At 38.9% G+C, this 25,773-nt stretch carries 21 protein-coding genes; 12 read left to right on the forward strand and 9 right to left on the reverse strand.

From position 1 onward, the window contains the following. Nucleotides 1-44 precede the first annotated feature (44 nt). From F981_RS04545 to F981_RS04555, 3 genes are all read right to left on the reverse strand, one after another. Nucleotides 45-422, reverse strand: a complete 378-nt coding sequence (locus F981_RS04545; RefSeq protein ID WP_004718846.1) for a hypothetical protein — start codon at nt 420-422, stop codon at nt 45-47. Nucleotides 423-558: 136 nt separating this feature from the next. Then, nucleotides 559-3,705, reverse strand: coding sequence for an efflux RND transporter permease subunit (locus F981_RS04550; RefSeq protein ID WP_004718847.1), 3,147 nt, complete (start codon nt 3,703-3,705; stop codon nt 559-561). A gap of 2 nt (nt 3,706-3,707) precedes the next feature. Further along, nucleotides 3,708-4,808, reverse strand: coding sequence for an efflux RND transporter periplasmic adaptor subunit (locus tag F981_RS04555; RefSeq protein ID WP_004718850.1), 1,101 nt, complete (start codon nt 4,806-4,808; stop codon nt 3,708-3,710). 149 nt (nt 4,809-4,957) lie between these two features. On the opposite strand from F981_RS04555, the gene F981_RS04560 reads away from it, so the two are divergent. Together F981_RS04560 and ppc are read left to right on the forward strand one after the other, a co-directional pair. Continuing rightward, on the forward strand, nt 4,958-5,578 hold the full coding sequence (locus F981_RS04560) for a TetR/AcrR family transcriptional regulator (RefSeq protein WP_004718853.1): 621 nt from the start codon (nt 4,958-4,960) through the stop codon (nt 5,576-5,578). A 226-nt stretch (nt 5,579-5,804) separates the two neighbouring features. Next, nucleotides 5,805-8,495, forward strand: a complete 2,691-nt coding sequence (gene ppc / locus F981_RS04565; protein WP_004718854.1) for a phosphoenolpyruvate carboxylase — start codon at nt 5,805-5,807, stop codon at nt 8,493-8,495. 41 nt (nt 8,496-8,536) lie between these two features. On the opposite strand, the gene F981_RS04570 is transcribed toward ppc, so the two are convergent. Then, nucleotides 8,537-9,202, reverse strand: a complete 666-nt coding sequence (locus tag F981_RS04570) for a hypothetical protein (RefSeq protein ID WP_016539548.1) — start codon at nt 9,200-9,202, stop codon at nt 8,537-8,539. A gap of 63 nt (nt 9,203-9,265) precedes the next feature. On the opposite strand from F981_RS04570, the gene F981_RS04575 reads away from it, so the two are divergent. The 4 genes from F981_RS04575 to F981_RS04590 all read left to right on the forward strand — a co-directional run bounded on the left by F981_RS04575 (nt 9,266) and on the right by F981_RS04590 (nt 13,130). Further along, nucleotides 9,266-9,697 carry a hypothetical protein gene (locus F981_RS04575; protein WP_004718858.1) on the forward strand — a complete coding sequence of 144 codons (432 nt, stop codon included), beginning with the start codon at nt 9,266-9,268 and terminating at the stop codon, nt 9,695-9,697. A gap of 2 nt (nt 9,698-9,699) precedes the next feature. Then, nucleotides 9,700-11,004 carry a LysM peptidoglycan-binding domain-containing protein gene (locus F981_RS04580; protein ID WP_004718860.1) on the forward strand — a complete coding sequence of 435 codons (1,305 nt, stop codon included), beginning with the start codon at nt 9,700-9,702 and terminating at the stop codon, nt 11,002-11,004. Between the two features lie 12 nt (nt 11,005-11,016). After that, complete coding sequence (locus F981_RS23660) at nt 11,017-11,472, forward strand: hypothetical protein (RefSeq protein ID WP_004718861.1); 456 nt, start codon at nt 11,017-11,019, stop codon at nt 11,470-11,472. Nucleotides 11,473-11,828: 356 nt separating this feature from the next. Beyond that, nucleotides 11,829-13,130 carry a solute carrier family 23 protein gene (locus tag F981_RS04590; RefSeq protein ID WP_004718863.1) on the forward strand — a complete coding sequence of 434 codons (1,302 nt, stop codon included), beginning with the start codon at nt 11,829-11,831 and terminating at the stop codon, nt 13,128-13,130. A 49-nt stretch (nt 13,131-13,179) separates the two neighbouring features. On the opposite strand, the gene F981_RS04595 is transcribed toward F981_RS04590, so the two are convergent. Continuing rightward, on the reverse strand, nt 13,180-13,896 hold the full coding sequence (locus F981_RS04595; RefSeq protein ID WP_004718864.1) for a nucleotidyltransferase domain-containing protein: 717 nt from the start codon (nt 13,894-13,896) through the stop codon (nt 13,180-13,182). 181 nt (nt 13,897-14,077) lie between these two features. Further along, nucleotides 14,078-15,208, reverse strand: a complete 1,131-nt coding sequence (locus F981_RS04600) for a TDT family transporter (protein WP_004718867.1) — start codon at nt 15,206-15,208, stop codon at nt 14,078-14,080. Nucleotides 15,209-15,415: 207 nt separating this feature from the next. On the opposite strand from F981_RS04600, the gene ribF reads away from it, so the two are divergent. The 4 genes from ribF (at nt 15,416) to F981_RS04620 (ending at nt 20,329) form a co-directional block, all read left to right on the forward strand. Further along, nucleotides 15,416-16,417 carry a riboflavin biosynthesis protein RibF gene (gene ribF / locus F981_RS04605; protein ID WP_004718869.1) on the forward strand — a complete coding sequence of 334 codons (1,002 nt, stop codon included), beginning with the start codon at nt 15,416-15,418 and terminating at the stop codon, nt 16,415-16,417. 61 nt (nt 16,418-16,478) lie between these two features. Next, the gene (gene ileS, locus F981_RS04610; RefSeq protein ID WP_004718871.1) at nt 16,479-19,319 is read left to right on the forward strand and encodes an isoleucine--tRNA ligase; all 2,841 of its coding nucleotides are present in this window, start codon (nt 16,479-16,481) and stop codon (nt 19,317-19,319) included. Then, complete coding sequence (lspA, locus tag F981_RS04615) at nt 19,312-19,851, forward strand: signal peptidase II (protein WP_004718873.1); 540 nt, start codon at nt 19,312-19,314, stop codon at nt 19,849-19,851. The genes ileS and lspA overlap by 8 nt, the downstream gene beginning before the upstream one ends. After that, nucleotides 19,844-20,329 carry an FKBP-type peptidyl-prolyl cis-trans isomerase gene (locus F981_RS04620; RefSeq protein WP_004718875.1) on the forward strand — a complete coding sequence of 162 codons (486 nt, stop codon included), beginning with the start codon at nt 19,844-19,846 and terminating at the stop codon, nt 20,327-20,329. The genes lspA and F981_RS04620 overlap by 8 nt, the downstream gene beginning before the upstream one ends. A 72-nt stretch (nt 20,330-20,401) precedes the next feature. Here the strand turns inward: F981_RS04620 and F981_RS04625 are convergent, their stop codons facing one another. Next, entirely contained in the window at nt 20,402-21,091 is a 690-nt protein-coding gene (locus tag F981_RS04625; RefSeq protein ID WP_004718876.1) for an aspartate/glutamate racemase family protein, read from the reverse strand. A 318-nt stretch (nt 21,092-21,409) separates the two neighbouring features. Here F981_RS04625 and F981_RS04630 point away from each other — a divergent pair, with 318 nt between their 5' ends. After that, nucleotides 21,410-22,315, forward strand: a complete 906-nt coding sequence (locus F981_RS04630; RefSeq protein WP_016539542.1) for a LysR family transcriptional regulator — start codon at nt 21,410-21,412, stop codon at nt 22,313-22,315. A 140-nt stretch (nt 22,316-22,455) separates the two neighbouring features. On the opposite strand, the gene F981_RS04635 is transcribed toward F981_RS04630, so the two are convergent. Further along, entirely contained in the window at nt 22,456-23,199 is a 744-nt protein-coding gene (locus tag F981_RS04635; protein WP_004718879.1) for a sulfite exporter TauE/SafE family protein, read from the reverse strand. A gap of 209 nt (nt 23,200-23,408) precedes the next feature. On the opposite strand from F981_RS04635, the gene F981_RS04640 reads away from it, so the two are divergent. After that, a complete protein-coding gene (locus tag F981_RS04640; RefSeq protein ID WP_004718880.1) occupies nt 23,409-24,806 on the forward strand; it encodes a glutamine synthetase family protein in 1,398 nt (465 codons plus the stop codon). A gap of 569 nt (nt 24,807-25,375) precedes the next feature. Here the strand turns inward: F981_RS04640 and F981_RS04645 are convergent. Next, nucleotides 25,376-25,753 carry a surface-adhesin E family protein gene (locus tag F981_RS04645; protein ID WP_004718881.1) on the reverse strand — a complete coding sequence of 126 codons (378 nt, stop codon included), beginning with the start codon at nt 25,751-25,753 and terminating at the stop codon, nt 25,376-25,378. Nucleotides 25,754-25,773: the final 20 nt, after the last annotated feature.

Here is a 25,773-nt window from a genome sequence, read left to right on the forward strand (position 1 = left end):
TTGGGGGCGATGTTATTTTTTACAAGCGTGAAATGTGGTTTTTTTTAAAAAACAGCTTTTTTCTGTAAATATTTAGTAAAACCTTTGAGCCATGTATTGAGTAAATATAACCACGCAATGGCACTAAATACCACACCAGCCACAGTGCACGCTTTTACCCAAATGAAACTGTCCCAATAGAAAAAGATTAACGGAATAAACCATAGCGCAGCAAAGGCTGCCAAAATCAAAAAAATGAGAGCATTGCGCATAATCCACAACGCTTGCGCATGTATCCATACCTCTGCATTATCTGCCACTGCTACTTTACGTGCTAACCAATACGCCAACACGGCTGTAATCACCGTAAACAATGCAAGAAACATAAACAAATAAGAGCTCGTAATAAATTTACGATGCTGTTCTGGATTTGTTTGCCCCATGGGTGTTTTTGACCTCAAATTTATTGCATACCGATTTACTTATTATGCAATAAAATTTCCTATGTTATTTTCTGTTAAAGATTAAGTGCTACTATATTGAAGTTTTCAATTTTTCGCACCTAATATTCTCAACAATTTATGTATTTTCTGTAGTTTTTTTAATCTTAAACCAAGTCGCATACAGCGCTGGTAAGAAAAATAACGTTAAAAGTGTCGCAATAATTAAGCCACCCATAATGGCCACTGCCATTGGTCCAAAGAAAATACTCCGAGAAAGCGGAATCATGGCCAATACTGCTGCCAAGGCGGTGAGAATAATTGGACGGAATCGACGAACTGTAGCATCCAAAATCGCATCCCATTGATTCTGCCCTGATCGAATATCTTGTTCGATCTGATCAATCAGAATCAGTGAGTTACGCATAATCATTCCAGATAATGCAATGGTACCCAGCATCGCCACAAAACCAAAAGGCTTATTGAATAAGAGCAGGAATAAGACCACCCCAATTAAACCTAACGGCGCTGTCAAAAATACAATGAATGAGCGAGAAATACTCTTTAACTGCAGCATCAGCAAAGTAAATACCACCGCAAGGAATAATGGCATCCCTGCATTCACAGAGGTTTGCCCTTTTGCCGACTCCTCTACCGCGCCACCAACTTCTAACAAATAACCACTTGGTAAGGTTGTACGGAGCTGATCCATTTTTTCAGCCAGCTCATTGACCACCGTTGCAGGCTGTAACTTGGTCCGAATATCTGCACGTACAGTAATGGTCGGTAATCGATTGCGGTGCCAAATTAAACCATCTTCAAATTTATATTGAAGCGTAGCGATCTGCGCCAAAGGTACGGTGGTACCTTTACTTGTTGGAACAGCAAGACTGGATAATGCTTCAACATTGACACGCTCAGCCTGATCACCGCGGATACGAACATCAATCAGCTCACGTTTTTCACGATATTGATTGATAATTGCACCCGATATCGAACTGTTTAAAAAATTCGCCAAATCTTCTGAGGTTACACCCATTTGACGGGCACGATCTTGATCAATCACCAACGAAATGATTTTACTTTGCTCACCCCAGTCCAAATGAACATTTGCGGTATTTGGATTTTCACCCACCAGTTGAGCAACTTTTTGCGCTTCCTGACGAACAATTGCAATGTCTTCACCCGATACACGAAATTGCAATGGATAGCCAACAGGAGGACCATTTTCTAATAAAGAGACACGAATACGCACCTGTGGCAATAATTGGCGAATTTGCGTATCTAAGGATTTACGAATTTCATCACGATCATCCAGTGACGATGCTAAAACCACAAATTGTGCAAAACTGGCTTGTGGCATCTGTTGATCTAAAGGCAGATAGAAACGTGGTGTACCTGTCCCGACATAAGCAACATAATTATCAATACCCTTTTGCTTGGATAAAAATGCCTCGACTTTCTTCACAGCATCTTCAGTTGCAGTCAGTGATGCGCCTTCTTCCAGTTTTAAATCAACCAAAATTTCGGCACGGTTTGAAGACGGGAAAAATTGTTGGGGTACAAACTTAAACATCACCACAGACAGGACAAAAACCCCAACCGTAATTGAAATGACGGTTTTTCTATAGGTCACGCACCAATTCACCAACTTTCTAAAGCTTTGATAAAATTTAGATTGATATGGATCAAAATGCTCACCAGTATGATGAATCACGGGCTGAGGTTCTGGTTGCTTACGTAATCTTGCAAGAAGACGCTGATACCACGGTGCTTTTTGTGGCACTTTGTTAAAATCTGGAAGTAACTTATCCCCTAGATAAGGAACAAAAACCACAGCAGCAATCCATGAGACAATTAAGGCAATGGTCACCACTTGGAAAATTGAACGGGTATATTCCCCTGTGCTTGATGCGGCTGTAGCAATAGGTAAAAAACCTGCTGCGGTAATTAATGTTCCGGTCAGCATCGGAAATGCGGTACTGGTCCATGCAAAACCAGCTGCCTTCATCCGGCTATAGCCCTGTTCCATTTTGATGGTCATCATTTCGACGGCAATGATGGCATCATCAACCAATAACCCTAAGGCCAGAATCAAGGCTCCTAGAGAAATCTTATGTAAGCCAACATCAAATAAATTCATGCCTGCAAAAGTCATCGCAAGCACCAGTGGAATCGAAAATGCCACCACCAAGCCTGTACGAAAACCAAGCGAAAAAAAGCTCACCAATAAAACAATAATGACCGCTTCTGCAAGAACTTTGACAAATTCATGAATACTGCGTTGAACAGCCACTGGTTGATCTGAAACTTTTTTCAGTTCCATACCTAAAGGCAGTGATTTTTGTAAGGTCTTAAATTCCGTTTCTAGGTTTTTACCCAGTGCGATGATGTCACCACCTTTACGCATAGAAACCGCTAAACCAATTCCATTTTCGCCCATAAAACGCATGCGAGGTTGTGCAGGCTCACTAAATCCACGATAAACGTCAGCAACATCGCCCAGTTGAATGGTTCTATTTCCCACCAACAAGGGCATTTTTTTCAAATCATCGACACTTTTTAAAGCACCACTGACTCGTACTTGAATACGGTCAGTGCCTGTTTCAAAAAAGCCAGCACTGGTCACACTGTTTTGCTTTGCCAAAGCCTCTTGGATTGCAGTAACTGGTACGCCCATTTGTACGGCTTTAGTGTTGGAAAGCTCAATCCAGATTTTTTGATCTTGTAAGCCCACCAGATTGACTTTACTGACATCTTTTACCCGTTGTAAGCGAAGCTGTAAACGGTCTGCATATTCTTTTAACGTTGCATAATCAAAATCTTTGCCTGTTAAGACATAGATATTCCCAAAGGTATCCCCAAACTCATCATTAAAGAACGGCCCCTGAACACCAGAAGGTAATTGTGTTTTGATATCGCCTACTTTTTTACGCACTTGATACCAAACATCTGGAATTTGGTTAGATTTTAATGAGTCTTTTGCCATAAACATGACCATAGACTCACCTGGACGCGAGTAAGCCATAATCTTGTCATAGAGCCCTGTGCTCATCAGTTCTTTTTCAATTTTATCGGTAACTTGTAAAGAAACCTCTTGAGCTGTTGCACCAGGCCAATAGGTTTGTACCACCATGACTTTAAAAGTAAAGGGTGGATCTTCACTCTGAGAGAGTTTTGAATAGGAAAATAGCCCAACAATACCCAATAGAATCATAAAATAAAGTACTAATCCTTTATTTTTGAGTGCCCATTCTGACAAGTTAAAGGAATTAAATGGACTCATGATCATGCTCCTTTTTGAACAGTTACAGCACGATTTTCACGGTCTACCGGTTTTATTTTTTGCTTTTCACGAAGTAAATGTACCCCTCCTACAACCACCCATTGTCCAGGATTTAAGCCTTTCACGACAGTAACGCTGTCACGACCATAGCTGCCCAAAGTCACTGAAACTTTACGAATCGTTTGGTCTGGATTCACCACCCAGATATAGGCTTGATTGTTATTTGCTGAGACGCTAGATAAAGGCACACTCAATACATTTTGAATATTTTGATTAAAGAATACCCGCGCACTTTGCCCAAGTTGAATTGCAGACTGCCCTTCTTTTAAAGCCACTTTAACCATAAATGTACGTGATTGATCGGCTGCTGGAGAAATTTCTCGAACATAGGCAGCAAATCGATCTTGAGGTTTAGACCATAAAGTCACCCATGCATTTTGACCGACTTTAATCTCTGCAATGGCTTGTTCAGGTACACCTATCACCACTTCACGATCACCATCAATCGCCAGTTGGTACGCCGCCTGCCCTGCTGAAATCACTTGCCCAGTTTCAATATTACGTTGGGTAATCACCCCATTTTTATTGGCAATCAATTGGTTATAACCGGTTTGATTGGCGCTCACATCATAATTAGATTGGGCTTGTTTTAAACTTGCCTGAGCAGCATCATATTGATTTTTGACTGAATCATATTGTGAGCGACTCACAGCATTGATCGGTAAGAGCTGCTGAAAGCGTTTAAATTCATCTGCTGCAGCCTTGGCCGCAGATTGGGCACTTTCAAGTTGTGCTTTGGCTGAGTTCAATTGTAATTGGGCATCTTTCACATCAAGTTTTGCTAAGACTTGCCCAACTTTGACACGAGCCCCAACATCGACATAGCGTTCTGTAATTTGTCCCCCGACACGGAATGCCAATGCTGTTTGCTGTCGAGCTTGAACATCCCCTGCATAACTTTTTTGGTCTTCATGTGATGTTGTAGGTTGGGTCACCATCACCAAGGGAATTTGTTCCGCTTCAGGTGCTGGTTTGCTACACCCCACTATTGTTACACTACACAATACCAATAGGCTCGTGATCATTAAATTTAAACTACGCATAGGCAAGGCTCTTAATCAAATGCATTTTTTCGGGCAAAATAGAATGAGTATATTTATTTGCTCATTTTTTAATTAATATACTGCATGGTACAGTAATTGTGAATCATGTATAGAGTAATTGACCTATTTTTCTTTTTTTGGAACTTATTGTGCAAATAACAGCTGGACGTCCAAAGGACTTAGAAAAACGGAAACACATTTTGGAAGCCGCCAAAAAGCTATTTCTAAAATTGGGTTATCACGGTTCAAGCATGAATCAAATCGCCAAAGAAGCAGGCGTCACAAAGCTGACGGTATATAACCATTTTCAAGATAAAGAAACTTTATTTAGTTGTGCCATTGAAGCAACCTGTGAAGCGTCTATCGATGCTCGACCATTACGACTCAATCTTCAAAGTGATTTTTATGCACATTTTTTTCAGGCGTGTGAGTTGGCACTCACTGTCATTAGCTTACCTGAAGCCATTAAACTTGAGCATCTATTGTTAGAACTTGCCGCAGAAAAAAATCCTTTGGCTTTACAGTTTTATAATTCTTCCCATCAAAGAATGTGTGCAGTTTGGCAAGATTTTTTCCAACAAGCGGTCACACTTAAATTTATTCAAACGGATGATATTGAAAAACAAATTAATTTAATTTTGTCATTATTATTGGGTGTTCGACACCACGAGGTCTTATTGGGGATTCGCCCGATTCCTACGGAAGATGAAAAACAGCAAATCATCACCGAAAGTATTGATTTATTTATGATGAAATATAAAGCCAACTGAAATTATTTAAAAACAAAATAATGTCCAATTGTTGTTTAAGGCATACTCAATGCATATCGCATAGGCTTGTTGATATCAAAAGGGCAAAAACTAAAGCTAAATATCCAAATTAAAATTAAGCCAAAGTCGACTTCTTGCACAGTCATTTACATACTTTTGTAGGGAGTCTCTTGGATTGTGGTGGAATCACGTTATATTCGAGATAACAAGAACTGGAGAGTAACAAATGGTTCAACAAATTGATGCTCCGCTGCGTGAAGATGTACGCTTACTCGGAAACCTTTTAGGCGAAACGCTAAAGGAACATGCAGGACAAGATTTGTTTAATCAAATTGAACAAATTCGGGCTTTAGGTAAAGGCGCTCGAGATGGTCAAATTGAAGCAGAAAAACAACTTGAACAATTATTTTTAAATTTAAAAGATGATGAAATTCTGCCACTCACCCGCGCCTTTTCACACTTTCTAAATTTTGCCAATATTGCTGAACAATATCACGTTGTGCGTAGTCGTCGACAAAGTGAGTGCGATGAAAACTCACCATCACCCAATGTGCTGGATCATTTATTTAGCAAATTCAAAGATCAGCAAATTTCAGCAGAAACGCTCTATAAACAAATTTGTGAATTAAAAATTGAATTGGTTCTCACAGCGCATCCAACCGAAGTCAGTCGTCGTACTTTAATCCAAAAATATGATGGCATTAATCATTGCCTGTCTACTTTTGATCAGCAAAAACTGACACCTAAGCAACGTGCAGATGTGTTAACCGATTTAAAACAACTGATCTGTTCTGCATGGCAAACTGACGAAATCCGTCAGCATCGCCCAACCCCGATAGATGAAGCAAAATGGGGCTTTACCACGATTGAACAGACTTTGTGGAATGCGGTTCCAAAATTCATCCGTGAATTGGATGACCTCGTTCAGGACAATTGTGCAAAAGCTTTGCCTTTGGATATTTCTCCAATTCGTTTTGCATCTTGGATGGGGGGTGACCGTGATGGTAATCCGAACGTCACCCATAACATTACTCAAGAAGTTTTGTGGTTGTCACGCTGGAAAGCGGCTGACCTTTATGTGCGTGATATTGAAGATCTTCGTTGGGAACTCTCGATTGAAGCCTATTCCAATGAGCTACTTCAAGCTTTGGGTTATAGCCATCCTGAACCTTACCGCGAATATTTGCGTGCGACCCGTGAACGCCTCAAAGCAACCCGTCAATGGTTGGCAGATAAATTACGTGGTCAGCATTCAGATGTCGATCGCAGTTTAATCATTCGCCATAAAGATGAATTATTACAACCGTTATTACTTTGCTATCGTTCACTAATGGCATGTAATTTACCTGAGATTGCCAATGGTAAATTGCTCGACTTTATCTATCGAGTAAATTGTTTTGGTATTGAGTTGCTTAAACTGGATATTCGCCAAGAGTCAGGCCGTCATCGTCAAGCCATCTCAGCAATTACCGAATATCTCGGTTTGGGTAATTTTGAGACATGGACAGAACAAGCGCGTCAGAACTTCTTATTGCAAGAATTACAAAGCAAACGCCCATTATTGCCTAAACATTTAAATGAGCCTTCAGGTAGTCTGATTGAAAACCCTGATGTTCAAGAAGTCTTTGCAACCATGCGTACTTTGGCTGAACAACCCAAAGAAAGCTTAGGTGCTTATATCATTTCAATGGCGGAATATCCAAGTGATGTTTTGGCGGTATTGTTACTGCAAAAAGAAGCGGGAATTGAACATCCATTACGCGTTGTTCCTTTATTTGAAACCTTGAAAGACTTGGATGGTGCTGCAAGTACCATGAGTACCCTGTTCAATATGCACTGGTATAAACAGCATATCCAAGCTAAGCACGAAGTCATGATTGGCTATTCGGATTCTGCCAAAGATGCTGGCTTTATGTCCGCAAACTGGGCCCAGTATCGTGCGCAAGAAGAACTGACTGCAATTGCCAAACAACATGGTGTTCAACTGACCTTGTTTCATGGTCGTGGTGGTTCAATCAGTCGTGGTGGTGCACCAACCCAACAAGCATTATTTTCTCAACCACCTGGCTCAATTTCAGGCGCAATCCGTGTAACTGAACAAGGTGAAATGATTCGCTTTAAATTTGGTCTAGAAGAAATTGCCTTACAAAATTTGGAAATTTATGCTGCTGCAACCTTAGAAGCGACATTATTACCACCACCTGTGCCAAAACAAGCATGGCGAGATTTGATGCACAGCATGACGGATTTATCTGTTCAGGTATATCGTCAGACTGTGCGTGAAAATCCTCATTTTGTTAAATATTTACGCACCGTCACCCCTGAGCTTGAGTTACAAATGTTGCCGCTTGGTTCACGCCCTGCGAAGCGTAAAGTCAGTGGTGGAATCGAATCTTTACGAGCCATTCCTTGGGTTTTTGCCTGGACCCAAATTCGTTTAATGCTGCCTGCTTGGCTGGGTACTGGCGCAGCGATCAACCAAGTGATTGATCAAGGTCAAAAAGCGGTATTGGATGAAATGTTAAAGGAATGGCCTTATTTCCAAACCTTAATTGATATGTTGGAAATGGTCCTCTCTAAAGCCGACTCAAATATTGCACTGTATTATGAATCTCATCTTACCGATGATGAAGACTTAAAAGTACTTGGTGCTGAATTACGTCAACGCTTGCATGATGCAGTACAAACCCTGTTGGCGATGAAAGGTGAATCGCAGCTGTTAAGTTCCAATGATGTGCTTGATCAAGCCATGAAAGTACGTAAGCCGTATTTATTACCCTTGCATTTATTACAAGCCGAATTGATGAAACGTCGTCGTGCATACTTGGCTGAATGTCAGGCAGAACATACCCCTGTAGATCATGCACTGATGGTCAGTATTGCTGGTATTGCGGCAGGTTTACGTAATACGGGTTAAGTTCAAGTTTCTTTGAAGGGGTACATAGGTACCCCTTCAACTTAGTGACCCTCGATAAAGTCATTTCTTTGATTATGGATATAGGCAGAAAAGCATTGGTTTCTTGTTTGGAAGCAAATATTAAAACTGCTACTCATCCAAGTATCGACTTGACTTTGTTTATAGAAAATTTCTGCAATAGGATGAAGATAATAATTAAACCCATCTGCTTGTTGCTCAAAAGAACTATAACTTCGTGCTTTGCTATACAAGTTGTTTAAATCTTGCGTTATTTCCTGAATATTTTGGTTAAAAAACCAAACGATTACATCGTTATTTTGAAATTCACGAGTTCGATAAACGCCTGTTTCATCACATTCAACAGCAAAAATTTTTGCACCTGAATCACTAAAGCTTGAATAGAGCAATTTGGATGATTGGATTTGCTCATGCTGACCAACCTCCATTTCACGAATTTGTCTGGATATATTTAAACATTCTGGTAATTTTTTAAGATCAGAATCAGCATTATTAATAAAAAGTCTTATTGCTTTATCAATGACATACATTTCACCTGTTCCCGTGATAACACCACCATCCCACCCATACAACTTTACATCGTCATATTCCTCAAAATCATTGATATTTTTATCTTTTAATTGAATGTTTTTGTTATCTACAGCAACCACTACACCATCCTCAAGTTGTATAGCAATGATAAAAGTCATATTGTTCATTTTTGTAAGATATGCTAAACATATAATATCAACAAACTAATAAATGGTATAGTCATGGCTGGTGGTTCACAAATCATCATTTCAAAAAATGGCATAACAATTAAAACACCAAATGATTTTAAAGTTTTTGCCGGGCAACATCAGTTTAAAACGGGAAGTCGTGTTAAAGCTGAAATTCCAACACTTCCTATCTTAAAAGAAGAGACTCTATTTAGTAATAAATGGGATTTTTATGATCTTTTTTACCAGACTGATTTTTCTAATGTGAAATATAAACTCATCAATAATAAAAATAACACCTATGTTTCAGGGACACTGGATCAGCATGGACGAACTCAAAGACTAAGCTCGGACCATAATGATGACTACGATATTCTCATTGGTACAGAAGAAGATTGGACCGTGTCTGTAGATGATGGTCTTGACGATGAGGACGCGTTTGAATACCTATGCCGTTCACATGACCAGCATGATCAAGAGGTTTAATAATGGATTACTTAGCAAATATTAAATTTCTTGATGCATTAGAACAACCTATTCAAGGATTAGTCCATCAACTTTGGGTGGGGTCTTCTCTTATATCTGATCATGTTACTCCTGCCAGTGGTGAATCTGTTTGGTTTAAGCGACCTATAGGCACGATGATTGATGTGAGGATCAGGAGTAGTACATCTGGGGAATATCAATCTAAAGTCAAAATACAGCTGGTTGGAGAAAAAACAATTTTTATTGTTCGTAGCCCAAAAGTTTTACTGAAAGGCGTGAATCTTTCTACAAAGGATGTGGCAACTGGTACTTATCTAAGATCAACCTATATTGTGGCTGAAGGTGATTATTTATCTCGAATAGCGAATGATAATCAAACAACGACATCAGAATTGATCAAAATAAATAATTTAAAAAGTGATACAGATATTCATCCTGGGCAAGTGCTAAAAATCCCTGTCAAAAAAACAGCAACTCCTGAAAATAAAACTAAGCCAGTAGAAACAAAGCCTCGTCAGCAAGAAAAAACCACGATCATTGTAGTTCAGTATAAAGATACATTAACTTTAATTGCAAAGCTTACAGCTAATACGGTCGATGAAATTAAAAAGCTTAATGGGCTAAGCGATAATCATCTCCGTGAGAACCAAAAGTTAAAAGTTTATGAGCGTAAAGTAGGACTCACTCAAGCAAAAGCTAAAATTGAGAGCAAGAAAGATAAGAAGTCCACGCCACCAAAAGTAAAACAGAATGCTTCTCAAAACAAAGAAGAATCTCCTGTGGCTGAAGTGGAAGCATCTGATCCTGTCAATACTAGTGGCTTATTACCAGAGGCATGTGGAGGAGAAAAGCATTATAAAAGGACTTTAGCGCGAATTGCTGAGTTACATGCTACCTACCAACCCTATGTTATTGAATTGATAAATACAGCATATGAACAGCTTGGCATCACTTGGGTTATTACAGATGGATACAGAAGCCCTGCTGCTCAAGGTTCTTTGTCTGGAGGTGTAACAAATGCAGGGCCATTACAAAGCTATCATCAATATGGTTTAGCTATAGATATTGTATCCGTGAGAGATAGTAAAATCACTTATCTTTCAGACGGCAAACAGTCTATAGCTGATAGTAAGGCATTAGGTTTAATTGGGGAGCAATTAGGCTTAGTATGGGGAGGTCGATTTAAAACAAAAAACGGGCCAGATTACCCACATTTTGAATTACATCCCAATGGAAAAACATGGCGTAACTTGAAACCACAGCTGTTAAAACTGGGTGTGAGTAATTATAAGAATTTAATTTTTTAAAAGGAGACACTCTTGCATATATTTTTTAGACTTTTAACTATAGTTTTCTTTCTTATAAGCACAAATGTTGAGGCAAAACAAAAACTCTATACTGGTGAAGAAATAGCAAAAACTTATAAATTATTACAGTCAATCACAATACCCGCTATATATGAAAATGGAGTGGTACTTACTAAATATGCTAATTTTTATAAAGCAGATGGTGGAGAATGTATTATTGTTTCTAGATTAGATAATGAATCTAACTTTGGTGGGTACGAGGATGTAATATATTTTAAAAAAAGAATAATGTTGCGTAGTTCAAAACAAAGTTTTTTTTCCATTTTTTTAGATGATGATGCAAAGATAAAATCTAAAAAAATCAAATATAGCGATTATTTAAATGGTAAAGAGGTACAACAAGGCCTAAAAGAAGATTTCATTTTATATCGGAAAAAAATGAATAAAAACACATTAAATCAATGTTAAGGATGATTAAGATCAAACTATTAATAATATTACTTAATTATGCTGACACTGACTAATGTTAATTTAGAAGCAACTTCACACAAATAAAATGCCTAATTCATCAACAATTGCAAAAAAATCTCAATTTGAATGGAAAAAATTTAAGCAGTTACAAAATCCTGAATTATTCTTCTTTTTTATATCTATTTTTTTTAATACTTTGATTTTACGCACTAACATTATTTAATTATTTGACCAAATGGTACAAAACATCAATTTTCCCTAATAAATGCAAGTGCTTAGTTTGACTAAAATGATTAAAACTCTCGAAAAGAAAGCGTATGATGTGTCCAATTTGTTTTTTGAGTGCTCAATTTATGTCCAACTGGTTTCCCAAATGGCGTCCTTATTCTGGCAGCATTGATGCAAGACCTGTCGGTACCAATGAGTATTTACCTCCTGCGCAAAGTGTCGTTTTAGGGATTCAACACGCATTTGCCATGTTTGGTGCAACTGTACTCGCACCCTTTTTAATGGGCTTTGACCCAAACCTTGCCATTTTAATGTCAGGGATTTGTACCATCTTATTCTTTATTGTTACGGGTGGTCGTGTTCCAAGTTACCTAGGTTCAAGCTTTGCCTTTATTGGGGTGGTGATTGCTGCAACTGGCTATGCTGCATCAGGTACAGGTACGCCAAATGCAAATTTAGCTGTTGCAGCTGGCGGGATCATGGCATGTGGTGTGTTGTATGCAATGTTCGGCTTGCTCGTCATGGCAACGGGGACCAAATGGATTGAAAAACTCATGCCACCAGTGGTGACTGGTGCAGTGGTCATGATTATTGGTTTAAACCTTGCGCCTGTTACGGTGAAAGGTGTCGCTGGCAATGACTTTAATATGTGGATGGCCTTGGTCACTGTACTTTGTATGGGTTCAATTGCTGTATTCACGAAAGGGCTATTACAACGCTTATTGCTCTTGGTTGGGTTGTTATTGGCTTATTTGATCTATTTCATTGTTGCAAATGTAATGGGAAATGGAACACCGATTAATTTCACACCTATTCAACAAGCCGCATGGTTTGGTACACCTACTTTCCATTCACCTGTTTTTGATCTCAATGCAATGTTAATTATTGCGCCGATTGCTTTAATTCTGGTGGCAGAAAACTTGGGTCATATCAAAGCAGTCAGTGCCATGACTGGCGAAAACCTAGATCCACAAATTGGTAAAGCTTTTGTTGCAGATGGTATTGCAACCACGCTTTCTGGTGGTGTCGGTGCACCGGGTATGACCACCTATGGTGAGAATATTGGTGTAATGGCCGTTACCCGTGTTTATTCTACGATTGTTTTTGTTATTGCGGGTATTTTTGCAATTTTCTTAGGGTTTTCACCTAAATTTGGCGCAGTTATTCATACCATTCCAACGGCGATTTTAACAGGTGCTTCAATCGTGGTCTTTGGTTTAATTACCATTGCAGGTGCGAAGATTTGGATTGAAAATAAAGTCGATTTTTCTCAAAATAAAAACTTGATGGTTGCCGCAGTAACAATCATTTTAGGAACAGGTGACTTTGCCCTTCAATTTGGTGATTTCAACTTGGGTGGTATTGGTACTGCAACGTTTGCAGCATTGATTCTGAACTGGTTCTTTAGCTTAAAAGATAAATCATAATTATAAATTGAACCTATTTTAAGCAGCCAAAAGGCTGCTTTTTTTTATTTTATATAATGTGAGCATCTACCCACAAATAAACGTTTTTTATTTCTTGGAGCGAGGTCTTACTCGCTACATTTGGATGATCAAGTTCTTTTAACAAGTATTGAAACGCTGCTTTTTGTTCAGGATATACATCTATCGCTTGTGCCACAGTATCGTTTAAATTGCCTGGCCATCCTTCTATATTGTTCAATGTCAAAGGGAGCAGTCGTATTATCCGTTTAATTAAAGATTTTTTAAGGTTGATTAATTCTTTTGCTGTTTGATCAGATGCCTCTAATATGCGTAAATACCCTTGTATATCTGCATCATAACCACTATTTATCGCCTTAATTACATCTCGATCAATCTGAACATCGTTAAAGAGCGCAGATAAATCTTCTCCATAAATATGCTGACAAAAGAATTTGATCCATGCTCCCCAACTTTGTAGGGAATGCTTATTTAAAACCTCGTCTAGAAAACCAATATCGACATCAACTTTAGGTAGAAATGGGTGTAAAACCTTAAGATTTGTGCTTATTTCAGCAATCTTTTCATTTAAATTTTTAGGTTTATTTTTAAAAATAACACAAAGGTCTAAATCTGACTGACCGATAATTGCAATGCCTTGAGCGACACTGCCATAAACATAGATACTATGTAAATCTTCGGCAAAGCTGCGACTAAAAGCGTTAATCACCTCTTCTAGCACGGGCTGAAATGCTTTTTGAATCCTCATTGATTGCAACATTCATCCATTTTTAAATTTTCTCAAACCAACATCATACTGCTTATATGATATTTATTTTGTATTTCAATATTAAAAAAGCCCAACTGTAATCAATAGACAATTGGGCTTGGCCGATTTTATCATTGGTTCTTAATAATTATTTTATAGACTGACCAACAAGGTTTTCTGTTTATTCACGTTCTAAAAAAGTTTTTAAACAAGGAGAAAAAAACAAATTCCCTTGATACATTCCCCGCAAAGTTTTGCTCATCACCATCACCCACAACATCATCAAAATTGCAGCAAATGCTAAGCCTGTATCTACAATAAAACTGAGATGTAATTGGTGACCTAAACTCAATATTGCCAAGGTAAATACACCCAGTGGGAAAGTTAGCCCCCACCAACCGAGATTAAATGGTAGCTCGGTTGCCGCATGTTTGAGTGTGGTTAGAACTGCGATTGCAACCCACCACACACCAAAGCCAAGCAAAATAAAACTTGCCACAATCCCCGCATTTTGAAAGAACACACCCAAATTTTCTAACTGAATCAATGCCAAAACTTGAGGAGCCTGAGCACCTAGAACCAAGAGTGCCAATGCACCTGTACCAATTGGCCCTAAAGCTAACCAACTCGTAATTGCCAACTCTTTGCTCGGCAATTGATGTACAGCCAAACGTAACATCAGAATGGTGAGAATCCCAAAAGCAGGCAATACAGACATCCCCCACAGCATATAACTGGCGAATAAAATAGCCACTGCCTGTTGACTAGCATGCATATGCGCTAAAAGTAAGCCGCCTGATGTTGCTGCAACTTCACAGGCCACAATTGGCAATAACCACATTGCAGTCATTGTATGCAATTGATGATCTTGTTTATGGAACATACAAAACGGTACTAGCACCCCGATACCCACTGCTAAAACCACATCGACATACCACAACAACTGCGCAATTTGGAACGCAACATCACCATAAATGGCTATGCCATATTTTAAAAAGCCATTTAATACCGTTGCCAACCCCATTGGAATTGCACCTAAAAAGAGTGCCATTGCTGGATGGGAAAAAATCTGCTTCGCTTCTTGAGGATAGATGAGCCAGCGTAGAACATACAGTATGATAAATACAGTAAACAGTAGTGTGTTGAACTGCCATAAAATAGTTGCCAGCTGCCATAAAAAATCAGATGCAAACGGAAACTCAGGCAAGATCAGTGCAACAACCCCTGTTCCCATGGTCATGGTGAACCAGTTTGGCGTAAACTGTCGAATCACATCACCTGTTTGTTCAAGTTGGTAAAATGGCTTTTTCATCGCTTCATCCTCATTTCAGCAGATAAATTGATTATAAAAGCATCTTTTAATAAATAAAATTGATTTAATTTCATAAAATGAATCAATTTTACTGATATAAAAGTATTCTCAGTCATTTTTTTCTGGATAAAAACACAACAACAAAGACGAAACTGTGAGATTATGGCAATATATAGTCCTTTCAAATTTTAAGCTTATTTTGAAACCATGCAGCTGTTACGTCTAAATGCCTTAGCACCAAATTTTCAATTGCCCCAAACCGCTGTGACGATTGGCAATTTTGATGGTGTCCATTTGGGACATCAGGCGATGGTTTCTCAACTCAAAGAAGTGGCTAAAGCCCAAAATTTAAAAACCTTGGTGATGATTTTTGAGCCGCAACCTTTAGAGTTTTTCAAAGGTTATGAAGCACCACCACGGATTTCATCACTCAGAGAAAAAGTAGAATATTTATCTGAATTGGGTGTCGATTATATTGCTATCGCTAAATTTGATAATCAATTCCGTAGCTTAAGTGCAGAAAACTTTGCAAGCCTGTTAAAAAACAAACTCAATGCGCAAAGTTTGATCTTAGGTGATGATTTTCACTTCGGTAAAGACCGTCAAGGCAATAGTGAATTTTTAAAACAATATGGTTTTGATGTCACCAATCTCAATACCATTGAATTTAATGGTGAACGTGTCAGTTCAACCCGTATTCGCCAAGTTCTCCAAGCGGGTGACTTATCACTTGCAGCAAAATTATTGGGTCGTCCATACAGCATGATTGGTCGTGTGCAATATGGTGATCAAATTGGTCGTACTTTGAATTTTCCAACCATCAATGTTCGACTTGGCCGTCATAAACCCTGTTTAAGTGGTATTTATGCCGTCGATGTTATTTGCGAAAGCACCTCATTGACACAGAAAGTCAAAGCTGAGAACCCCGATAAAATCGGTGTTGCTGGTTATCAAACAGATGCGTTATTTGGTGCGGGCCATGTGGGAACACGCCCTGCAATCAAACAAGAACATCCAGAATGGCGATTAGAAGTACATTTTCCAAATGTTTCTGCTAATCTGTATGGTCTGTTAATGCGGGTCACTTTCCTCGACTATTTACATGGTGAATTAAATTACCCATCACTTGAAGCGCTTCAGGCGGGAATTGATGATGATGTCGAGCGTTTGCTTGAGTTTCGCAAAAACACCCCCAAATTTCCTTTTTAACTTAAACTTTTATTGTAAAACGCGTCAGCAATGGTGCTGATAATATTGGATGACAACTTGCATGAGCGATAAGCAAACTTCTGAAAATGCAGTGGATTATAAAGCCACGCTAAACCTACCAGGTACTGAATTTGCAATGAAAGCAAATCTCGCAGTACGTGAAGCAAAATGGTTAGAAGAGTGGTATGCCGACAACATTTATCAGCAGATTCGTGCTTCGCGTATTGGCAAGAAAAAATATATTCTGCATGACGGTCCTCCATATGCAAATGGTTCATTGCATTTAGGTCATGTCGTCAATAAAGTTTTAAAAGACATTATTGTTAAAAGTCGCACTTTAGATGATTTTGACGCACCTTATGTTCCAGGTTGGGACTGTCATGGTCTACCAATCGAACTCAAAGTCGAAGAAAAAATCGGTAAAGTTGGCGTAAAAGTTGACGCATCGACTTTCCGTAAAGCCTGCCGTGAATATGCATATACTCAAGTCGAATTACAGAAAAAAGACTTTGTTCGTATGGGCGTGTTTGGAGATTGGGATAATCCATATCTCACCATGAACTTCAAACAAGAAGCAGATATTGTTCGCGCGCTCGGTGAAATTGCCAAAGCAGGCCATATCGAACCTGGTCTAAAACCAGTGAACTGGTGTATGGATTGTGGATCATCACTTGCTGAAGCAGAAGTGGAATATGAAGATAAAAAATCTGATGCAATTGATGTGGGTTTCGGTGTTGTAGATCTTGCTGATTTGTCTGCAAAAGTTGGTGTCAGCGTTAGTAATCCAACAGATATCGTGATTTGGACAACGACACCGTGGACATTACCCGCGAACCAAGCAGTTGCCTTACATGCAGATATTGCCTATCAATTGGTGGAAGTTCAGTCTGAGCGTGGTACACAAAACTTAATCTTAGCCAAAGATTTAGTTGAATCTGCATGTGAACGTTACAAACTTGAACAACCAAAAGTATTGGCTGACTTTGTTGGTGCGACGCTCGAAAACTTACAATTACAACATCCATTGATTGTAGATCGTCAAGTACCTGTAATTTTAGGTGAACATGTCATCGCAACCAGTGGTACAGGTGCTGTGCATACTGCACCTGGACATGGTGTGGACGATTATAAAGTTGGCTTAATCTATAACTTAAAAGTAGAAAACCCTGTAAGTGGTAATGGTGTATATTTACCGACTGCGCCTCTTTTTGCAGGCGAGCACATTTATAAAGCCAATCCAAAAATTATTGAAGCATTAACAGATGCTGGCAAACTCTGGGCGCATCTGCCAATTAAGCACAGTTACCCGCATTGCTGGCGTCATAAAACACCAATCATCTTCCGTGCAACCCCACAGTGGTTTATCAGCATGGATGCGAATGGGTTACGCCAAGATGCTTTAAATGCAATTGAAAATGACATCGACTTTGTCCCTGATTGGGGTAAAAACCGTATCAAATCAATGATTGAAGGTCGCCCAGACTGGTGTATCTCTCGTCAACGGACTTGGGGTGTGCCGATTCCATTCTTTGTACATAAAGATACCAATGAATTGCACCCTCGTACCGCAGAGCTCATTGAAGATGTGGCGAAGCTCATCGAAAAAGAAGGCATTGATGGTTGGTATAATCGTGAAGCCAAAGCGTTTATCGGTGATGATGCTGAACAGTACAATGCTGTTCGTGACACGCTCGATGTATGGTTTGACTCAGGTACAACGCACTATGCAGTATTGCGTGAACGTGCAGAACTGCAAGATCCAGCTGATTTATATCTTGAAGGTTCTGACCAACATCGTGGCTGGTTCCAGTCTTCATTGCTCACGTCGATTGCGATCCATAAACGCGCACCTTATAAAGCCCTGCTTACGCATGGTTTTACCGTGGATGAAAAAGGTCGTAAATTATCAAAATCATTGGGTAACTTTATCCCACTTGAAGACATCATCAAGCAGTTAGGTGCTGATGGTTTACGTTTATATGTTGCATCAAGCGATTATCGTTATGAAATTGCCGCAAGTAACGAAATCTTTAGCCGTGTAAGTGACAGCTATCGTCGTATTCGTAATACTTTACGTTTCTTATTGGCAAACTTGAACGGCTTTAAACCATCAACAGATGCGTTACCTGTAGACCAATTGATTGCATTGGATCAATACATCTTACAACGTGCAGCAGATGTACAGAAAACCATTCAACAAGCTTATGAAGATATGAACTTCCATGTCGTCACCAATGCTTTGACCAGTTTCTGTATCAATGATTTGGGTGGTTTCTATTTAGACATCATCAAAGACCGCCAATACACCACTAAAGCTGATTCAACAGCACGTCATTCTGCTCAAACCGCGTTGTATCATTTGGTTCAAGCCTTTGTTCGTTGGATGAGCCCTATCTTGAGCTTTACAGCACAAGAAGCGTGGCCATTGATTCCAGAGCAAACTGAAAAATATGTATTTACAGCGCATTGGTATGATATTCCAGTGGCATCAAGCACCAACTTGATCTCTGAAGCAGATTGGCAAACCTTAATTGAAGTCAAATCTGCGGTTAATAAACAGATTGAGACAGCGCGTAATGCGAAATTAGTCGGTAGTAACCTGTCTGCTAAAGTTGAACTTTGGGCAAATACAGACCTACAAAACGTCTTGAAGCAATTGGGCGATGAGCTTCGTTTTGTCTTGATCACCTCTCAAGCAATTGTTTATGACTACGCTGAGCAAGGTGAAGCAACAGAGCTTGAAGGCCTACGTGTTAAAGTTTCTGCTGCTGAAGGCGAAAAATGTGCACGTTGCTGGCATGTCCTTCCAGATGTGAATACACATCATGCACATCCAGGGCTTTGTTCTCGTTGTATTATTAACCTTCCTACAGGTCAAGGTGAAGAGAGAAAATATGCCTAATCCGCAAAATAAAAAGGGCTTATTACAGTTTTATCCGCATAATTTGATGTGGCTTGGACTTTCTGTCCTTGCCATTATCATTGACCAATGGACAAAAAATATTGCAAGTGCAGAGCTGACTTATGCTCAACCTGTACCTGTACTGCCCTTCTTAAATTGGACATTACTGCATAATTACGGCGCAGCATTTAGCTTCTTGTCTGATGCGGGTGGTTGGCAGCATTATTTATTCACAGGCCTTGCAGGCGTTGTATCGATCATCTTTATTTTTTGGCTTATGCGTATGCCAAAAACCACGCTGATCTTACCTGCTGCAATCGCATTGATTCTTGGCGGCGCATTGGGGAATTTAATTGATCGTGTGACATTAGGTTATGTGGTCGATTTTATTCATTTGCATTACCAAGGCAGTAGTTTCCCTGCATTCAACATTGCCGATAGTGCGATCACTCTCGGTACGATTTTATTGTTAATTGATACCTTCTTTTTAGAAAAGCATCGTATTCAACGTGCGGAAGCGCAAAATGACTGAACAAATGATTAACCCCAATGACGAAACGCGTGTTGCGGATGGCTCAAAAGTAGAACTGCATTTTTCTGTTGCTATCGAAAGTGGTGTTGAAATTGATAACACACGTAGCCGTGAAGAGCCTGTAAGCTTAGTGATCGGGGATGGCAGTTTATTGCCAGGTTTTGAAAAAGCCTTATTTGGTCTTCGTGCAGGTGACCGTCGTACTGTTAGCCTTCCACCAGAAGATGCTTTCGGTCCGTGGAATTCTGAAAATGTGCAAAAATTCGATACAGTAAAATTCGAACAACGTCCTGTTGAAGGCCACATGATTGAGTTTGAAGACAAAGCCAAACAAAGTCTATTTGGCGTGGTTAAAACTGTCGGTGAAGATATCACTGAAGTGGATTTCAACCATCCACTCGCAGGTAAAAATATCACTTTTGAAGTAGAAATCTTCAAAGTTACTCCTGTGGGTCAACAAGGTGTGAAAATTATGTAAGCCTTTGCTTATATAATATTTAAAGCTCCTTCGGGAGCTTTTTTATTGATACAAATACCCACTTCAAAAAGGTCAAGACAAAGCAAAATCCACAGCAGCTTGCACATGGATCGACGTTGTATCAAACAGCGGAACAGAAAACTGAGTGTCTCCAATGAGCATACAAATTTCTGTACATCCCAAAATAATGCCTTCAGCACCCTCTAATATTAGCTGCTCAACAATATGGATGTATTTCTGACGAGATTCTTCCTTGATCACACCTAAACACAATTCATCATAAATAATATTGTGAACCATCTGTCGATGCGCTTGGTTAGGCACCAGTACATTGATGCCTTGTTCTTCTAACCGATGCTTATAGAAGTCTTGTTCCATGGTAAATTGAGTACCTAACAAACCGACTTTGCCAATGTTCTGATTTAAAACTTCTTTTGCTGTTGCATCAGCGATATGAATAAATGGAACTGAGACCGAGCTTTCAATAGCAGAAGCAACTTTATGCATGGTATTGGTACACAGTAAAATCCCTTCTGCCCCTGCTTTCTCCAACTGAATTGCCTTCTCTGTTAAATACAGTGCTGCATCGTCCCATAAACCTTGACGCTGTAATATTTCTATCTCAGCGAAATCAACACTGATTAAAACAATTTTTGCAGAGTGTAATTTTCCTAATTTTTGTTGAACGCTTTTATTCAGTTGTTGATAGTACAAGTCTGTAGATTCCCAACTCATTCCACCTAATAAACCAATCGTTTTCACTTTTTTTGCTCGCTTAGAATTCTCATCTTTTCTAGGGTGTTTTGATATTTCATAAATGGTTTGCGTTGTAAACTCAAATTGGGCAAGTCAGGCATATGATCAATATCAATCAAGTTACTTTTGTTTCAAACTCTATATATTTTCCAATACAAGCACTTTAAATACCCAGTGACTATCGTACGATATCGTCGTGATCAAGCCTTCATTGTTTCAATTTAAATCTCGTCTTCCTCATCGCTGAAACAATCTACACGATATCGCATATTTGTATGATTATTCAGCTATACTTTGATCTCATTTCAGCTCTTTATGATTCGTATGCGCCTAGACTTCTTCGATTTGCAACTGTTTATCAATATCGTGGACACAGGAAGCCTCACCAAAGGCGCAGAACGCTCGTCGATTTCACTACAGGCAGCCAGTGAACGTATTAAAAAACTCGAACAACAATATGCCACAAGCCTTTTTACCCGGCATGCCTCTGGGGTCAAACTCACAATTGCAGGTCAAACTTTTGCAGAACAGGCTTTACGTCTAATACAACAAAGTAAACAGCTTGAACAAGCGATGTCACCCTTCGCAAAAGGTCTAAGCACACAGATGACTTTGTGGTGTAATTCATCTGCACAAAGTGAATATCTGCCCTTATTACTTCCTCAGTATTTAGTTGAAAACCCCCATATTCAGATTGATCTACAGGAAGCTGAAAGTAATGAAATTATTCAGACCCTTGAAAAAGGCAATGCAAAAATCGGCTTAATTTCGAGCTTTTTTAATGCACATCAATTACAAACTTTAGCCTTTTCAGATGATCCGTTAGTGCTGATTTGTCCATCAAATCATGAATTAAGCGAGCGAACAGAGCTCAGACTGGTCGATACTCTGAACTATGCCTTTGTGGGTTTAATGCAATATCACTCTCTACAGCAGTCGATTGAAAACCAAGCCAAATTGCTCAATTGTGCAATTCAGTATCGTTTAAGATTGCCAAATTTTGCTGCGATCGCTCAAGTGGTTGCAAGTGGTGTCGGCATTGCCATTATGCCCAAACGGGCAGCAATGCGACTCAATCAACTCTATGCATTTGATCAGATTGAGCTGGTTGGAGAATGGGCAAAACGCCAACTACAATTGGCTGCTCAAAATTTTGATGAACTTCCAACAGCGTATCAACACTTTGCCCAATTCTTAATTTCACAAAAATCGAAACTGATTTTAGCTTAAAGACTTAAGCACCACGCTGATATTGATTTTTAAAACTAACTAAATCGCTATCATCTGCTTTGATTTTTTCAGTTTACCCAATATGGTCATAGCTTCACATTTGCGGAAAGCGTGATTAAACGACCATTTAAGTCCACGAATTAGATCACACCAAATTGATGCAATACCGAATATAAGCCAAAAATCACCAAGCCACAGAAGAAAACTTTACGAAATTTTTGCTCTGGAATACGATAACGAATTTTTGTTCCCACCCACATTCCTATTAATGCAGGCACCAAAGCAATAAGAGATAACTGATAATCAATTGGCGTATCTTCAACAGGATTTTGATGTAAGAAAACAGCAAGGCACAGTGTTGAAACGGTAAATGCTAAACCTAAAGATTGAACCAAATCATCACGCTTTAACTGCAAAGATTGTAAATAAGGGACCACAGGAATCACCACCACTCCCGTGGCAACAGTTAAAGCACCGCCTAAATATCCAATGATTGGCGAAAGCCATTTTTCATGCGGTGCAAGATTTGGCATACGTTTGGAAAACAAACCATAGAGTCCATACAATGCCAGCATTCCCCCCAGTAATGCTTCACTATGAAAACCACCACTAGAGTGCCCTAAAGTTGGGAAAACACTCCAAATTGAACCGATCATAATCCCCAATAATAAGGGATAAAAACGGCGAACCAACCGCCATACATGACCTTCAGCAAACAATTGCCAAAAGTTGGTCACCATAGATGGAATGATCAATAAAGTTGCGGCTTGGAATGGGCTAATCACAAGGCTTAAAAGTCCCATTGAAACGGCAGGCAAGCCGAGACCAATTGTGCCTTTAATCATGCCTGCAATTGCAAATACACCAATTACAAATCCCATCATGTCCGTTTTACCTCAATATTCTGAGGCAATCCTACGCCAAAGCTTTGCTTTGAAATATCACTGTTTTTAGGATAGAGCCTCAAGCAATAATTGAGGCTTGATGTTGAGTGTTTTGGTTAAGCGTCTAAGAAAAGAATTTACGATCATTTTACGTTACTCAAGTAAGCAAGCTTTCTATAATTTTTTTACCTCATTTGGATCTATTCACAATGAATATGTCGCTTGCCAGTTCTACAAAAATATTCCCCACAGCACTGATCTTAGAAAATCAGGGCATGCATGATTTCAACAAAGAAATTCAACAATATTTAGAAGATTATCCAGAGACCCAGTTTATTGATATCTGCTTACATGATCTCAATGGTCATCTTCGTGGTAAGCGTATTGAAGTAAATGCCCTCCACCAATTGCAGAAAGGCTGTTACTTTCCGTTGTCTATTTATGCGATGAGCTTGGATGGTCAAGTGGTTGAAGAAAGTGGGCTGGGGAAATATATTGGTGAACCCGATCGCTTATGTATGCCCGTCTTGGGCAGTCTAAAGCCTTGTGCAGATCAACCCAATCAGCATGCCCAACTGCTATTAACCATGAAATCCGATGATGGTTCAGATTGTGTGATTGAGCCTCGCAATATATTAAAAAGAATTTTATTGACACTGCATCAGATGCACTATTTTCCAATGATGGCCGGTGAAATCGAATTTTATTTGTCTAAAAATATCCAAGATGCCCCGTTTTCTCCCCAATCTGATCCGCTTTCAACCCAATGTTTCGATGTCGATACTCCGCATAATTTTCAAACTGTCATTCAACAAATTGAATTAGAAGCAAAACGACAAAATATTGATTTAACAGGTGTTGTAGCTGAAAGTGCTTCTGGACAATTTGAATTGAATATTCAGCACAGTGACAACATTTTAAAACTGTGTGATGACATCATGAGTATTAAACGAATGATTCGTCAAATTGCGATGCAACATGGTTTAAAAGCCAGTTTTATGGCGAAACCAAATATGGCTAAAGCAGGCAGTGGCATGCACTTTCATATGAGCATACGCAACCAATGGCAAGACAATCTTTTTAAAATAGATCAGTTAAAAAATCCAAACCCCATCATGCACAAAGTGATTGCAGGTTTACTTGACTTAATGCCCGCATCCATGGCTATTTTAGCACCCAATATTAACGCATTTCGCAGATTCCAACTTGGCAATCATGTTCCACTAGAAGCCAATTGGGGCTTCAATAATCGTAATGTTGCGATTCGCATCCCTTGTTCAGATCAGGACAATCAACGCTTGGAATATCGTGTTGCGGGTGCAGACGTCAACCCTTATTTGTGTGTTGCAACCATTCTGACAGGTGTACTGCATGGCTTACATGCATCACTGGATTTACCTCAATCAATCCAACAAGTAAAAGTGATCAACTCACAGCATTTCTTACCCTCTCATCAGCTTGAAGCACTGCAATTATTTGAAAAACATACAGTCTTTAAACAATATTTTGGTTCAGATTTTATCCAATTATGGTGTGCATGTAAAAAATTTGAATATCAATCTGTCATCAATAAAATCACAAATGCAGAATTGGAATGGGGCATATAAAGGGCTAATTCAAGAATGAAAATGCCTAAATCAAAATATAGTCAACTTGTCAAAAACGCATACACAAGAATATAATTTCTCTTAATTGATATCTTTAATTAAATCAATTATATGGGAAAATAAATTGTTTGATTATAAAAAACGTTCATTGCCACATTTTGCTTTGAAAGTTTGAATAAGTTTGTGTAGGCGATGCCTAACTTTTCAGAGATGAAAAGTAACAAAAATCTTCTGTTGGATGAGAGGTACGTCCTGTACCTCCATCCAACGGCGACATCCATGTCGCCCCACGATAGGATAACCATCTATGATTCAAAAGTACAAAAAACGAATTGATAACCAATAGTTTCTAAGAGTTGATACAAGAACATAAGTTCATTTATGATCAATGACTTGATGCAAATCATTTATATGAATAATTAGGTGGTTTGGCTATAGTATGATGATCATAAATTAACAATGATCAATAAAAAAATCCCTTTTATATAAAAGGGATTTTAAGCAGCTTAGACTGAATTGCGTTAAAGCTGATTATGCTTTAAGTATTGAAATAAATAACAGTTTAGAAACTATTTACACACGACTTTAAAAAATGCCAGATTAATTTCATCATCATCAATATCACTTGGATCTGAATCTTGCGGATCGCTATTGATCAATTGACCATTTTTTTTATAATCTTCAACCAAAGTGATATTTGTCGTACGATCAGCACATTGGTCTAAATTATGAGAAAGTGTATAGTCACCTTTTTTCATATCCAGTTCTTCACTGTCTGCATCAGCAACAAACTTAGCCCAATAATTTACCGTTTTGTCTTTTTTCACAATACGATCGGTGTCTAGATAAAAACTACCATCCTCATCTTTGACAATAAATTTCCAATTTTCTGCAAGTGCATACTGACTCAACATTGTTGTAATGCAGATTAAAATAATTTTTTTCATACCGTTCTCTAAAATAAATA

The organism is Acinetobacter guillouiae CIP 63.46, from assembly GCF_000368145.1.
Classification (GTDB): domain Bacteria; phylum Pseudomonadota; class Gammaproteobacteria; order Pseudomonadales; family Moraxellaceae; genus Acinetobacter; species Acinetobacter guillouiae.

Bases quoted from the DNA above. Each gene is read 5' to 3' on its own strand.
- F981_RS04640 (WP_004718880.1), top strand. From the start codon at position 23,409: ATGAATATGTCGCTTGCCAGTTCTACAAAAATATTCCCCACAGCACTG.
- F981_RS04580 (WP_004718860.1), top strand. From the start codon at position 9,700: ATGGATTACTTAGCAAATATTAAATTTCTTGATGCATTAGAACAACCT.
- F981_RS04620 (WP_004718875.1), top strand. From the start codon at position 19,844: ATGACTGAACAAATGATTAACCCCAATGACGAAACGCGTGTTGCGGAT.
- F981_RS04590 (WP_004718863.1), top strand. From the start codon at position 11,829: ATGTCCAACTGGTTTCCCAAATGGCGTCCTTATTCTGGCAGCATTGAT.
- F981_RS04645 (WP_004718881.1), bottom strand. From the start codon at position 25,753: ATGAAAAAAATTATTTTAATCTGCATTACAACAATGTTGAGTCAGTAT.
- ppc (WP_004718854.1), top strand. From the start codon at position 5,805: ATGGTTCAACAAATTGATGCTCCGCTGCGTGAAGATGTACGCTTACTC.
- ileS (WP_004718871.1), top strand. From the start codon at position 16,479: ATGAGCGATAAGCAAACTTCTGAAAATGCAGTGGATTATAAAGCCACG.
- F981_RS04600 (WP_004718867.1), bottom strand. From the start codon at position 15,208: ATGAAAAAGCCATTTTACCAACTTGAACAAACAGGTGATGTGATTCGA.
- F981_RS04575 (WP_004718858.1), top strand. From the start codon at position 9,266: ATGGCTGGTGGTTCACAAATCATCATTTCAAAAAATGGCATAACAATT.
- F981_RS04595 (WP_004718864.1), bottom strand. From the start codon at position 13,896: ATGAGGATTCAAAAAGCATTTCAGCCCGTGCTAGAAGAGGTGATTAAC.
- F981_RS04635 (WP_004718879.1), bottom strand. From the start codon at position 23,199: ATGATGGGATTTGTAATTGGTGTATTTGCAATTGCAGGCATGATTAAA.
- F981_RS04555 (WP_004718850.1), bottom strand. From the start codon at position 4,808: ATGCGTAGTTTAAATTTAATGATCACGAGCCTATTGGTATTGTGTAGT.
- F981_RS04630 (WP_016539542.1), top strand. From the start codon at position 21,410: ATGCGCCTAGACTTCTTCGATTTGCAACTGTTTATCAATATCGTGGAC.
- F981_RS04550 (WP_004718847.1), bottom strand. From the start codon at position 3,705: ATGAGTCCATTTAATTCCTTTAACTTGTCAGAATGGGCACTCAAAAAT.
- F981_RS04570 (WP_016539548.1), bottom strand. From the start codon at position 9,202: ATGACTTTTATCATTGCTATACAACTTGAGGATGGTGTAGTGGTTGCT.
- ribF (WP_004718869.1), top strand. From the start codon at position 15,416: ATGCAGCTGTTACGTCTAAATGCCTTAGCACCAAATTTTCAATTGCCC.
- F981_RS04545 (WP_004718846.1), bottom strand. From the start codon at position 422: ATGGGGCAAACAAATCCAGAACAGCATCGTAAATTTATTACGAGCTCT.
- lspA (WP_004718873.1), top strand. From the start codon at position 19,312: ATGCCTAATCCGCAAAATAAAAAGGGCTTATTACAGTTTTATCCGCAT.